A 12,743-nucleotide genomic window follows, 5' to 3' on the forward strand; every position below is an offset into this window, starting at 1 on the left:
AGTAGATCGGGCGAGGCCAGGCCAATTCTCTTCACCCGAAAGAGTCATGCCCGGCGTGAGTCTGAGCTGGTCAGCAGACGTCACCGAACCTCACCGAATGATGCATCCGATGAAATTCCGCCTCTTTGGCGTCACACGGCCGCCGTTTTCGACACCTCTACGGGGACAGCGGGGATCCCGGTTGATCGGGCATCGCAAGCGAGACCCCAGACCGGAAGAGCGGCAAGCGAGGGACGGCACGTAATGAACGGGGACGACATGAACACGCAGGAGGCGGCGGCTATCGCGGCCCGTATGACCGAAGCGGAGGACAAGCTAGGGCAGTTGGAAGAGCTGGCCCGTCAGATCGTCCGGAACGTGATGACTACTTCTTCTTCGGCCCGGTGACCGCGCCGAGCTGCTGGAAGACCTCTAGCAGGCCGTCCAGTCGGGCGTTGAGCGCGTCCAGCCGTTCGGACAGTTGCAGGTACTCGGCGCTGGGCATCGACCTGGGCTCGGATGGGTCGGTGCCGGCCTGCGGGCCCGTGTCGGGGGGAAGCGTGTCCACCACGAAGTTCCCCCGCCCGGGCGTCGAGTAGATCAAGCCCTCGTCGCGTAGGACGCGCAGCGCGCTGCGGGCGGTCATGTTCGCGATCCCGTGCGTGGCTTCCAGCTCACGGGAGGACGGGACCCGCTCGCCGGGCTTGATGCGGCCGGAACGGATCTGCTGGCGGATCTCGTCGGCGACCAAGCGGTACGGCGGAGTGTGGGAATCCCTCGGCAGGCTCATAGGCCGAGGGTAGCCCGCCTAGCACACCCATCGCACTAGGACGGATGCACACCTCCAATCTTTGTGCGCTAGCTAGCTCGGTTAACAAGGTGCGCTATGTGCTTGACGCACCTGGTGTTGATGGTGCACTGTTGATCTCACGCCGGGCCCATCGGGGTTCGGCTCAACGAAGGAGAACGTCATGGCTCGTGCTTTTGCCAAGGTCGACACGGCCGGATCGCTGTTCATGGTCGCGGTGGTGGCGGTCGACAAGTTGAAGGAGACCGCTGAGGGGATGCCGCCGGAGCGGGCGTTCGACCGGATGTCGGGTGAGGCCCTGTCGGTGGTGAACCTGGTCGAGACGTTCGAGGGTCGCGCTCAGATCCTCAAGATCACCGTGCCGGAGTCGCAGCTTCCCAAGGGGATGGCTCCGGGGTCGGTGGTGCGGCCGGTGGGCCTGGTCGCTAGCCCGTGGGGAATGCCCGGCATGGGTGGTCAGGTCAATGTCGGCCTGTCCTACCGGGCTGAGGGCCTGGAGCTGGCCAAGTGACCGACACCCCGGATGACACTCGCATCCTGTGGGGCCCGCCCCGGGCCTACCCGCTGGATCACGTGCCGGGCGATGACCGGTTCACCGAACAGTTCGTGAAGTCCCTGGGCGCCCTGCTGGTGGCCCACGGCTATCCGCCGCTGGACAACCTGACGGACTGGGGCGATTTCGAACTTGCCCTGGTCGAGTTCTTGTTCGACACCCACAACGAAAGGAGGCCGTCATGACCCCCGAAACGATCACCCACTACGCGCCGTTGCTCATGGCCCTGGGCCTGGTGGTCTTCCTGGTCCTCGGCATTCGGATCGCCGTCCGCTATGTGCGGGCTGATACCGAGCTGCGGGCCAGTATCCGCCAGGCAGCACGCATACGGCGGCGGTGGCCTCGTGTGGCGAAGATGCTGGGCCTGTCGGTCCTCGACAAGACCCCGACCCTCATGGCGTCGATGACCGCCAAGGACGGGCAGGTACCCAAGCCGAGGGAGTTGACCCCGAAAATCTCGACGGTCCCCGATCAGTTCGGGGTGATCGTGCACGCGAACTGCCTGCCGACCGTGGGTCTGGAGGACTTCAAGAACAAGGCCGCGTACCTGGCGGACGACTGGGGGTGCACCCGGCTGTCGGTGCGGCAGAACGGGCCGGGCAAGGTCATCATGCGCGCGGTGCGGTCCGACCCCCTGATTGTGCCCACCTCGTTCATCCCCACGGGTCGGCCGCTGGATGATGTCAGCATCTGGGATCTGGGGGTGGATGAGTACGCCGAGCTGGTGCGCCTGCGCGTGTCGAACGTGCCCGGAATCACGGTGGCCGGCCTGCCCGGGTACGGGAAAACGTCCCTGATCAACGCCATCGTGTGCCGCCTGGCGCCGTCCGATGCGGTGCAATTCGTTGTCCTGGACGGGAAGGTGTCCTCGGCCAGTCAGGGCGACTACGCCGACATGGTGAAACGGTTCTTCGCCTTCGCCGGTGACGACCTGGCGGAAGCCAACCAGCTCCTTCAACGCCTTGACGCCCTGCGCCGTGACCGGTTGGACGCCATTCAGCGGGTGCTGGGGGTGACGAACATGTGGCACGTCGGCCCGTCGCCGGAATGGCCGATGATCGTGGTCATCATCGACGAGGCGCACACGTACTTCCGCGACCGCAAGGGCAACGACCCCAAGACCAAGGCTCTCGCGGCCCTGGCTGCGGAGAACGCCCGGCTGGTGGAAGAGCTCGTGAAAAAGGGCCGCTCGGTGGGGATGGTGACGATCCTCGCTACGCAGAAGGCGACTGGTGACGCGATCCCGACGTTCATCCGGGACATCTGCCCGGTCGGGTTGTCCTTCGCGCAGAAGACGGCGGAAGCGTCTGTTGCCGCGCTGGGGGAGGACATCCGCAACTTCCCGGACGCGAACCCGGTGCTGTTGCAGGATCCCGGATACGTCGGCGTTGCAGCCATGGTCACCGACGGCCAACCGGGCTTCATGCGGGTGCGGATGCCGGAAGTCGATCCGTACTACGCCGCGCAGATCGCCGCCGACACCGCCCACCTGACCGCCGACCCGATGGACCTGCTCCGCAAGGCCCTGACCGCACCGCCGGTCATGGTCAAGAAACGCCCTCGCCCCCGTGACGGCCGCTGACCCCAACCCCCACGACAGAACGAAGGGAGGACACCTCGCGATGACCGCCACTGCGGACCGGAACACTCAACGCACCGTCACCGCCGTGATGGCGGTCATCGCGGCCCTGGCCTTCACCTTCTCCTTCGGCAACGTCTGGACCCTGGCCCTGCGCCTCGGCGTCCCGCACCCTGTCGCACCGCTGATCGCCCCGATGGTGGATCTGTCCGTGGTCGGGCTGCTGGTCGCCCTGCGCCACTTGGCCTTGCATGGCGTCGCCCCGGCCGAACTGGCCCCGGCACAGCGGCTGATGCACGTGTGCGGGCTCCTGACCCTGGCGTTGAACATCGCCGAACCCCTGGCCGCCCGCCACTACGGCCGCGCCGCCCTCGACACGGTCGCACCCCTGCTCCTGCTCGGCTGGGGCAAGGTCGGCCCCCTGCTCCTGGCCCACTTCCACACCACCGCGCCGGACGCCTCGACCACCCCCGCGATCACCACCCCGGCCAGAGCAGCCGACGCAGCACCCGCCCCGGCCTTGGTGTCCGGCGCGGCCGTCCCGGCTACCGCTCCCGCTACGGGCTCTCGGCCGGTCCCCGCTCCGCTCCTGGAAGCCGGACGCCGGATCGCCGCCGAACACCAGCAACGGCACGGGCAGCACATCACCGCCCCCGAACTGGCCGCCCGCCTGGGCGTCGCCTCGCCGCTGGCCGGTGCCGTGCACGCGCAACTCACTGCCTGAGTCCTGCGTGCCGGCCTAACCCACCACCCGCACCAAACCCCCTGTGGCTCCGGCCAGGAACGCGCCTGCCCGCATGCCGTTCCTGGCCGGGTCACCCCTGCCCATAAGGAAGGACACCGCCACCATGACCACCCCCGCCCCGGCCCCAGAACAGATCAGCCGGGCCGCCCATGAACTGCTCGCCCGGTGGTGCCCCCCTGCCCAACGCGCCACCCTGAGCACCCCGCCCCCGGCCCTGCCCGAACCGGCCACCGCCCCCGCCCCGGTCATGGGTACCGCCACACGGGACCTGCTCAACCTCGCCCAGCTCCCCGACTTCGACCGCGTCCAGGAACAGATTGACCGCCTGGGCGGCTGCACCCACCCCGTCCAGCTCACCGGATACTCCGCCACGCTCAACGCGGAGACCGGTGAGGCACTGCACGTGTTCAACACCGACGAGCACCCCACGGGCAGGCTCCTGCTGCCGTGCGGCAACCGCCGCGCCTCGCGCTGCCCGGCCTGCTCCCGCGTCTACGCCGCCGACACCTACCAGTTGATCAAAGCTGGCCTCTCCGGAGGCAAGGGCGTCGCGGAGGATGTCTCCGGGCACCCGCGCGTGTTCGCCACCTTCACCGCCCCGTCCTTCGGTCAGGTTCACAACCGGGCGAAGAACGCCACCGGTACCCGCCTCACCTGCAAGTGCGGCACCCGCCACACCCCCGACGATCCGGCCTTGGGCACCCCGATCAACCCCGGCCGCTACGACTACAGCGGCGCCGTGCTCTGGAACGCGCACGCCCCCGCCCTGTGGCAGCGCTTCACCGTCTACCTGCGCCGCACTGTCGCCGCCGCACTGGGCCTCACCGTCCGAGCTATGAAGAAAGCTCTTCGGATCTCCTTCGCCAAAGTCGCCGAGTACCAAAAGCGCGGCCTGGTCCACTACCACGCGATCATCCGCTTCGACGGGCCCGGGGAAGACCAACAGCCCCTTGACGACGTGAAGACAGTGGTTCGGATCGAGGGAAGCGACCCAATGCCCCTCGCAAAGGTAAAGACGCAGGAGCTGACCAAGGTTCTGATCAAGGCGATACGGGCCGCTGCAAAGGCCGTGTCCGTGCGCCTGGACGACAACGACGCGATCGGCTCCCGCTCCTTCCGCTGGGGACGCCAGATCGATGCACGGCCCTTGAGCGCATCCCCCAACAAGCTCACCGATCACAAGGTGGCGGCCTACGTCGCGAAGTACGCCACCAAGGGCGCTGAATCCGCGGGGACGCTCGACCGTTCCGTGTCGTGCCCGACCTGCAAGGGGCGCGGGTTCCGCATGACCGACGGACGCCGTACCGATTGCCAGCCTTGCGACGGCACCGGGCAGGGCCAACCTCTCGTCCACCTGGTGGTTCAGCGGCACGTCCGCCAGATGATCCGCACCGCGTGGGACCTCGGCGGTATCCCCGACCTGGCACACCTCAAGCTCCGCCACTGGGCCCACATGCTCGGATTCAGGGGCCACTTCTCCAGCAAATCCCGCCGCTACTCCACCACCCTCGGCGAACTGCGGGGCGCTCGTCGCACCTGGCGCACCGAACGCGCCCACGAACGCATCCGTGCCGGCCTACCTGAGCACGAACAGGAACACACCACTCTCATCACCGAATCCTCCTGGGCTTACCTCGGCAACGGATACAGCCCCGGAGAAGCACTCCTTGCCGAAACCGCACGCCAACAACACGGCCTCGCCGATCAGCTGAAGCATGAGGGAGTTGATGGGAAATGAGGGGCGGATCTAACAAGCTGCTCACGCCTCTTGAGGCTGCCCAATTCCTTGCGGTCTCCCTCAGTACCTTTTACAGCAATTGGCGCAGGTGGGGAATCAAGGCGCACAGGGTTGGCAAACACCTCCGCTTCCGCGAGAGGGACTTGGAGAGCTGGTTGGAACTTCAAGTGGCTTAGCGGAATTCACCGCACGCGGAATTGACCGAACAACGAAGGGGATGGGGAAATGGGATCGATAATCAAGCGCTGCGGATGCACCATCACGGCCTGGGACGGGTGCGATCACCCGTGGGTTGTGCGCTGGCGTGAGCCCGGCGGGCGTTCGGGTCGTCAACTTGAGCACACCTTCGAGAAAGGTGCTGCTGGCAAGAAGCTCGCGGAGAAATGGGAGCGGAAGGTCGAGCGGGCTAAGGATCTCGGCTCGTACATCGACCCGGAGAAGTCCAAGCGAACGTTCGCCGACGTCTGGAACGAGTGGGTCAATGCCGGTAAGGACGAAGGCGAATTGGCGAAGTCCTCCCGAGTTCAGTACGACAGTGTCTACCGCAACCATTACGAGCGGCCTTTTGGAAGTCGGGCCATCGGGGCGATCAGTGCGAGCGACATCACGCGCTGGGAGTCCTCCGAGAAGGAGCGAAAATACAAGCCGTACGGCATCCAGGTTCGGAAGAACATCCTTGCTTCCGTCTTCAAGTACGCGTATGAAGCAGAGATTATTGCCAAGAATCCGTGCAAGAGGGCTGATCCCCGGAAGCGAAAGATCGAGGACACATACCGTGCGATCGACCCGTCAGAAGTGCCCGAAGCATGGGAGGTTGAATCGATCGCCGAACACATCAGGGCGGCGTTCAGCTCGGCGGTCTGGGGTATGGCGGGTACTGGTATGCGTCCTGGTGAAGCGCTCGGTGTGTGTGAGTCCAAGTGGGATAAGGAGGCTGGACTGTACGTTGCTGATGCTCAGCTCACGTCGTTCACAGCCAACGACGGTGCGGGGCGCGGTACCGGCATGAAGGATGAACTCAAGTGGTCGCGCAAAGGCCGAACCGTCCCGGTGGCCGATATCACTGCCGAGTCGTGGTCTACGCACATCGCCACGTTCGGCACATGGGGTGACCCTGGCTGGTTCTACGAGTCGGAGATGTACGTCGGCCGTCACCCGGCCCGGACTACGTTCGGTAGCCACTGGGGCAAGGCCATCGACAGCGCTGGACTGGAGGATCGGAACCTGACGCCGAAGTCGCTGCGTCACTTCTTCGTCTCGGCTGCGATCGCGGCTGGTGTGCCACTGGCGGAGGTCGCGGCCTGGGTCGGCCACTCCAGCAGCAAGGTCACGGAGAAGATCTACTTCCACCTGATCAAGGGAGCGGAAGCGAGGGCCAAGGGCGCCATCGCGCTTGCGCTGGCACAGAACCTGTCTGATGCTCTGGATAGGAGGCGTGGCGCGCGTCGTGCTGAGTGAGCCGCGCCGGACAGGCGTGCTGAGTTGGTGCTGATCTGAGGGGCAGTTGTCGGGCATCGTGCCTGGTGACTGCCCCTCTCGTGATTAACGTCGAGTTCTACACCGGTGTGGGCACCACGCTGGAGATGCCGGTGATGCTCGCCCCGGTGCCCGACGCCATCGACTTCAGCAACAAGCGCGTGCTGATCGCCGACGACGTCGCCGACACCGGCAAGACGCTGAAGCTGGTGCACGACTTCTGCGTCGGGCATGTCGCCGAGGTCCGCAGCGCGGTGATCTACGAGAAGACGCAGTCGCTCGTGAAGTGCGAGTACGTGTGGAAGCGCACCGACGACTGGATCAACTTTCCCTGGTCCGTCGACGAGCCCGTGGTGAAGCGGGCGGGGCAGGTTCGGGACGCCTGAGGCCTGGCCGATGTGATGCACATAAGGGGCGGCTCCCAGGGGAGCCGCCCCTTACTGCTAGATCACCGGGAGCTTGAAGAGGACCAGCAGCGCGATCAGTTGGATCGAGGCCGCGCCGAGCGCCTTGGGCCAGGGCAGGTCGTGGGACTTGCTCACCATGGAGGTGAGCAGGGCCGCGCAGGCCAGCCAGGTGACCCAGCCGAGGATCTGGACGAGTCCGTTGGCGCTGCCGAGGAACATCGCGAAGAGCAGGCGGGGCGCGTCGGTGAGCGAGGTGACGAGCATCGCCAGGCCGATGGTGGGGGCCCAGGAGCCGTCGCCGCCGAGCTGGCGGGCCAGCGCGTGCGTCACGGTGCCCAGCATCAGGCCGCTGAGCGTGACGGCGACCGCGGTGCTGATCACCCACGGGGCGCTGGACGACACGGTCGCGTTGAGGACGTCCTCGCGGGCCGCGTCGAAGCCGAAGACCGCCAGCAGGCCGTAGAGGAACGTGACGGTCAGGGCCGGGCCCCAGACCGCGTAGTCCCGCATCTGCCAGAAGGTGTGGCCGGGGCGCAGCGCGATACCGCTGATCAGCTGCTTCCAGTGCAGCCGGGGCCCGGAGGGCGGTGCGGTGGTCTGACCCGCGCGGTACGTGGCGATGTTGTCGTTGCCGGGGCCGCCCTGGTCCGGGCCGGCGTACGGCGCGCACTGGTCGGGGGAGCCGGGGAGGGTGAAGGCGCGGGTGTGGCCCGGGTTGTCGTTGTACGCCGGTGCCGGCGCCTGGCCCGGAGCGGGCTCGCCGAAGTATTCGGGCTCGCCCGACGGGGCGCCGGCGTGCCCGCCTCCGTAGCCCTGCGGATAACCCTGCGGTTGTCCGTAGTTCTGAGGCCCACCCTGCGGGGGCGTTCGCTGCCCGCCGTGGTCCCGTCCGCGTCGATTCCTGAATCCAGCCACGTCATCGAACGTACCGGTTCCCGCTGGGCGCCGGGCCGGGAGGCCGGTTCTCCGGGGGGCTTTGCTGCCAACCTGTGACACGTCACGACAGGGCCATTGGGGGACCTTTGGCCCTGATTCATGTGACTTATGTCGGGGCTGGTGGGGCTGGTGGGAACATAGCTTCGTTAGACGGTAGGACATCTCGGGACTTCCGGGACGCAGCAGTCACATCAGAAGGAGCCGTTCCATGGCCGTACGTACCGCCCGTAACGTCAGAACCGCGGGAATCGCGGCCGTCGCCGCCGCGGTGCTCGCGATGACGGCGGCCGGCTGCGGGTCATCAGGGTCGGGATCCGGGTCGGCGAAGGGACCCGGCTCCGATTCCGCCGCATCCGCGAAGTCCGGGGCGAAGTCCGGGGCGCAGGCCGGCGCCAACGACGACGGCGGTGCCAAGGGCGCCGTCGACCCGGCCACGCTCTCGCAACTCCCCGCCCGGATGGCCGCGGACGGTACGGCGATCGTCGTCGGCGACCCGAAGGCGCCCAACACGGTGAAGGTCTACGAGGACCCGCGCTGCCCGTACTGCATGCACTTCGAGCAGGGCGGCGGCTCGGCGCTCGCGAAGCTGGTGAAGGACGGCAAGGTCAAGGTCGAGTACACGATCGCGTCCTTCCTCGACGCGAACTTCGGCGGCAGCAGCTCGAAGAAGGCGGCCAACGCGATGCGCGCGGCCGTCGACGCGGGGAAGTTCCCCGAGTTCCACTCCGCGGTCTTCGAGAACCAGCCCGAGGAGCCCGCCGACGGCTTCACCGACGCCTTCCTGCTGAAGATCGCCGACACCGTGAAGGGCCTGAATACCACGGCCTTCCAGAAGGCGGTCAAGGACCAGACCCACAAGGACTGGGTGGCGACGTCCGAGAAGGCCTTCGAGGCCTCCGGCTCCCAGGGCACCCCGACGGTCCTGGTGAACGGCAAGAAGGTCACACCGGAGAAGGCCGTCTACGACGCCACCGCGTTCGCCACAGCGCTCAAGGCGCTCGGCATCAGCTAGGGCGTGTTGCGAAAGGAGCGCCGTTCGCCCGGAGGGCGTGGCCCACGGCGTCCGGTGGGTGCGCTCGCAAGGCGGAGGGTCGTCCTCTGAACGTACGTGGACGAGCCCGACAACGCGGCGAGGGCGCGTGCCAGGCGTCGTGGGCCAGGCGGGACTTTCGCAATACGCCCTAGCCGAGTACGGGAAACAGAGCGGGGACGGCACGCCCCTCAAGGCATGCCGTCCCCGCTGCGTGTCACGTCAGGAGTTGCTGGCCGCCTCCGCGGGCTCCTCCACCGAGCCCTCGTCGTCCGGGCCCTCGACGTCAGGCTCCACAGGCGTCTTGACCGACTGCAGCAGCAGCTGCGAGACGTCCACGACCTGCAGGTTCTCCTTCGCCTTGCCGTCGTTCTTCTTGCCGTTGATCGAGTCGGAGAGCATCACCAGGCAGAACGGGCAGGCGGTGGAGACGATGTCCGGGTTGAGGGACAGCGCCTCGTCCACGCGCTCGTTGTTGATGCGCTTGCCGATGCGCTCCTCCATCCACATGCGCGCGCCGCCGGCGCCGCAGCAGAAGCCGCGCTCCTTGTGCCGGTGCATCTCCTCGTTGCGGAGACCGGGCACCGCCTTGATGATGTCGCGCGGCGGTGTGTAGACCTTGTTGTGCCGGCCCAGGTAGCAGGGGTCGTGGTACGTGATCAGGCCCTCGACCGGGGTGACCGGGACGAGCTTGCCCTCGTCCACCAGGTGCTGCAGCAGCTGCGTGTGGTGGATGACCTCGTACTCGCCGCCGAGCTGCGGGTACTCGTTCGCGATGGTGTTGAAGCAGTGCGGGCAGGTCGCGACGATCTTCTTCTTGGTCTTCTCGACGACGATGCCCTCTTCGGCGTCCTCACCGAAGGCCATGTTCAGCATCTCGACGTTCTGCTGGCCGAGCTGCTGGAAGAGGAACTCGTTGCCCAGGCGGCGGGCGGAGTCGCCCGTGCAGTTCTCCTCACCGCCCATGATGGCGAAGGAGACCCCGGCGATGTGCAGGAGCTCGGCGAAGGCCTTGGTGGTCTTCTTCGCGCGGTCCTCCAGGGAGCCCGCGCAGCCGACCCAGTACAGGTACTCGGTCTCCGAGAGGTCCTCGATGTCCTGGCCCACGACCGGGACCTCGAAGTCGACCTCCTTGACCCAGGCCAGGCGCTGCTTCTTCGCCAGGCCCCAGGGGTTGCCCTTCTTCTCCAGGTTCTTGAGCATCGTCCCGGCCTCGCTCGGGAACGCGGACTCGATCATCACCTGGTAGCGCCGCATGTCGACGATGTGGTCGATGTGCTCGATGTCGACCGGGCACTGCTCGACGCAGGCGCCGCAGGTGGTGCAGGACCACAGGACGTCCGGGTCGATGACGCCGTTCTCCTCGGCGGTGCCGATGAGCGGACGCTCGGCCTCGGCCAGGGCGGCGGCGGGTACGTTCGCCAGCTGCTCGGGCGTCGCCTTCTCGTTGCCCTCGGCGTCCTTGCCGCCACCCGCGAGCAGGTACGGCGCCTTGGCGTGCGCGTGGTCGCGCAGCGACATGATCAGGAGCTTGGGGGAGAGCGGCTTGCCGGTGTTCCAGGCGGGGCACTGCGACTGGCAGCGGCCGCACTCGGTGCAGGTGGAGAAGTCGAGCAAACCCTTCCAGGAGAAGTGCTCGATCTGGGAGACGCCGAACTGGTCGTCCTCGCCCGGGTCCTCGAAGTCGATCGGCACGCCGCCCGAGGCCATCGGCTGCAGCGCGCCGAGCGCGACCGCGCCGGACTCCTCGCGCTTGAACCAGATGTTGGGGAAGGCCAGGAAGCGATGCCAGGCGACGCTCATGTCGGTGTTGAGGCCGACGGTGATCGCCCAGGTCATCGTCACGCCGAGCTTGATCATCGCCGTGAGGTAGACCGCGTTCTGCAGCGCCCCGGTGCTGAGCCCCTTGAAGGCCGCGACGATCGGGTACGAGGCGAAGTACGCGGCCTCGTAGTGGTCCACGCCGTGCAGCGCGCCCTCCAGCCCGCGCAGCGTCAGGATCGCGAGGCCGATGACGAGGATGACGTACTCGACGAAGTACGCCTGCCAGGACGTCGAGCCGGCGAAGCGCGACTTGCGGCCGGCCCGCGAGGGCAGGTTCAGCAGCCGGATCGCCATCAGGACCAGGATGCCGACGGTCGTCGCGAGCGCGATGAACTCGGTGTACATCTCGTACGGCAGGAAGCCGCCCAGCACCGGCAGCGTCCAGTCGGCCTTGAAGAGCTGGCCGTACGCGGTGAGGATCGTCAGCCCGAGGGTCAGGAAGCCGACGGCCACGAACCAGTGCGCGACGCCGACGACGCCCCACTTGTTCATGCGGGTGTGGCCGACGAACTCCACGCCCAGGGTCTTGGAGCGCTGCACCGGGTTGCCCGTGCGGAAGCCCTCAGGGGTGGGCTGGCCGAGCTTGATGAACCGGTAGATCTGCGCGACGGCGCGGCTGATGAGCGCAACGCCGACCGCGGTGAGGACCAGCGACACAATGATCGCGGCGAGTTGCATGGAGGGCTCCTCGGGCCTGCGCGAGCGGGGATTACTAAGCGGTAACTTATCCGGTCTCCCGCTGAGATTACCCGGGATACCCGGCCTCATACAGCCGCCCAGCCGGTGATCTGTGTCGCTGTGTGACCGATCGAACGACGAGTCCGGTTCGACGGGCCCGCATCCGTTCGTGGGAAATACGACTATAGGCGCACGAAAGCTCAGCAATACGGCAATGCAGTACGGCATGAAGTGTGCCGTGACGACGCCCAGGACCCGCAGGATGCTGCGGGTCCTGGGCCTGGGGATGGCCCTGCTGCTGGGGGTGTCGGCGGCGCTCGGCTGGATGGCCTACCGCAGGCTCAACGGCAACATCCGCACCGACGAGGTCGCCGCCCGGGTGCTCGCGGAGCACCCGGAGGAACGTCCCCCGGTGCTCGTTCCCAAGGCGCGCAACGTCCTGGTGATGGGCGAACGGTCGGCGTCGGTGACCCTGCTCCATGTGTCCGCCGACGCCCGGCGGGCGGCGGCCGCCGTCACCGTGCCCGGCGACCTGATGGCGCGCACCCCCGGCTGTACGGGCTGCACGATCCGCGCCTTCGAGGCGCTCACCGGCATCCGGGTCGATCACCACGTGGTGATCGACCTCAAGGGCGGCAGGGGAACCGGGGGTCAGTTGCGGACCTTCGCGACCTCGACCGTCACCGCCGACGCCGGACTGGACTCGATCCCCGAGCTCTATCCGCTGGCCGAGCTGTACCCGCTCGACCCGCTCTCCCCCCTCGCGGACGGGGTCCGCGGGCGGCCCGGGCACCGGCTCAGATCGGTGACGGTGCCGCACGGACCGGCCGCGGGTGCGCTCTTCCGGGCGCTGCGTGAAGATCGGTTCTGATGCCGAAGCCAGCAAGAAACCAAAGGTCACAGCCCTGCGGCCGAAGCTGTGAGCGATTGAACAGTCGAAGAGTTGAGTCGCCTCCACTCAGCTCTGTTGACAGGTTTCGCTCTCTGATG

General features: G+C 67.2%; 12 protein-coding genes and 1 pseudogene. 10 read left to right on the forward strand and 3 right to left on the reverse strand.

Translation table 11 applies throughout. The features are described 5' to 3' along the window. Nucleotides 1-364: 364 nt before the first annotated feature. A complete protein-coding gene (locus G3I60_RS35895; RefSeq protein ID WP_164294613.1) occupies nucleotides 365-769 on the reverse strand; it encodes a GntR family transcriptional regulator in 405 nt (134 codons plus the stop codon). Between the two features lie 181 nt (nucleotides 770-950). On the opposite strand from G3I60_RS35895, the gene G3I60_RS35900 reads away from it, so the two are divergent. The 8 genes and pseudogenes from G3I60_RS35900 to G3I60_RS35935 all read left to right on the forward strand — a co-directional run. After that, nucleotides 951-1,298 carry a hypothetical protein gene (locus G3I60_RS35900; RefSeq protein WP_164294612.1) on the forward strand — a complete coding sequence of 116 codons (348 nt, stop codon included), beginning with the start codon at nucleotides 951-953 and terminating at the stop codon, nucleotides 1,296-1,298. Then, entirely contained in the window at nucleotides 1,295-1,525 is a 231-nt protein-coding gene (locus tag G3I60_RS35905; protein WP_164294611.1) for a hypothetical protein, read from the forward strand. Before G3I60_RS35900 ends, G3I60_RS35905 begins: the two co-directional genes overlap by 4 nt. A 35-nt stretch (nucleotides 1,526-1,560) precedes the next feature. Then, the gene (locus G3I60_RS35910; protein ID WP_239070689.1) at nucleotides 1,561-2,922 is read left to right on the forward strand and encodes an FtsK/SpoIIIE domain-containing protein; all 1,362 of its coding nucleotides are present in this window, start codon (nucleotides 1,561-1,563) and stop codon (nucleotides 2,920-2,922) included. A gap of 40 nt (nucleotides 2,923-2,962) precedes the next feature. Next, on the forward strand, nucleotides 2,963-3,643 hold the full coding sequence (locus G3I60_RS35915; protein ID WP_164294609.1) for a DUF2637 domain-containing protein: 681 nt from the start codon (nucleotides 2,963-2,965) through the stop codon (nucleotides 3,641-3,643). A gap of 268 nt (nucleotides 3,644-3,911) precedes the next feature. Then, entirely contained in the window at nucleotides 3,912-5,402 is a 1,491-nt protein-coding gene (locus G3I60_RS35920) for a replication initiator (RefSeq protein ID WP_164294675.1), read from the forward strand. Then, entirely contained in the window at nucleotides 5,399-5,578 is a 180-nt protein-coding gene (locus G3I60_RS35925; protein ID WP_164294608.1) for a helix-turn-helix domain-containing protein, read from the forward strand. Before G3I60_RS35920 ends, G3I60_RS35925 begins: the two co-directional genes overlap by 4 nt. Before the next feature lie 49 nt (nucleotides 5,579-5,627). Next, nucleotides 5,628-6,860 (forward strand): tyrosine-type recombinase/integrase, encoded by a 1,233-nt coding sequence (locus tag G3I60_RS35930; RefSeq protein WP_164294607.1) that lies wholly within the window; start codon nucleotides 5,628-5,630, stop codon nucleotides 6,858-6,860. 86 nt (nucleotides 6,861-6,946) lie between these two features. Continuing rightward, a pseudogene (locus G3I60_RS35935) lies at nucleotides 6,947-7,264 on the forward strand (phosphoribosyltransferase); the annotation flags it as partial. A gap of 57 nt (nucleotides 7,265-7,321) precedes the next feature. Here G3I60_RS35935 and G3I60_RS35940 read toward each other — a convergent pair. Further along, nucleotides 7,322-8,281, reverse strand: a complete 960-nt coding sequence (locus G3I60_RS35940) for a Yip1 family protein (protein ID WP_164294606.1) — start codon at nucleotides 8,279-8,281, stop codon at nucleotides 7,322-7,324. 148 nt (nucleotides 8,282-8,429) lie between these two features. On the opposite strand from G3I60_RS35940, the gene G3I60_RS35945 reads away from it, so the two are divergent. Next, nucleotides 8,430-9,233, forward strand: a complete 804-nt coding sequence (locus tag G3I60_RS35945; RefSeq protein ID WP_164294605.1) for a thioredoxin domain-containing protein — start codon at nucleotides 8,430-8,432, stop codon at nucleotides 9,231-9,233. Between the two features lie 240 nt (nucleotides 9,234-9,473). On the opposite strand, the gene G3I60_RS35950 is transcribed toward G3I60_RS35945, so the two are convergent. Further along, the gene (locus tag G3I60_RS35950; protein ID WP_164294604.1) at nucleotides 9,474-11,753 is read right to left on the reverse strand and encodes a (Fe-S)-binding protein; all 2,280 of its coding nucleotides are present in this window, start codon (nucleotides 11,751-11,753) and stop codon (nucleotides 9,474-9,476) included. Between the two features lie 238 nt (nucleotides 11,754-11,991). Between G3I60_RS35950 and G3I60_RS35955 the strand changes: the two genes are divergently transcribed. Beyond that, nucleotides 11,992-12,624 (forward strand): hypothetical protein, encoded by a 633-nt coding sequence (locus tag G3I60_RS35955; RefSeq protein ID WP_164294603.1) that lies wholly within the window; start codon nucleotides 11,992-11,994, stop codon nucleotides 12,622-12,624. The last annotated feature ends 119 nt before the right edge of the window (nucleotides 12,625-12,743 follow it).

The sequence above is a fragment of the Streptomyces sp. SID13666 genome (assembly GCF_010548325.1).
Lineage (GTDB): Bacteria > Actinomycetota > Actinomycetes > Streptomycetales > Streptomycetaceae > Actinacidiphila > Actinacidiphila fildesensis.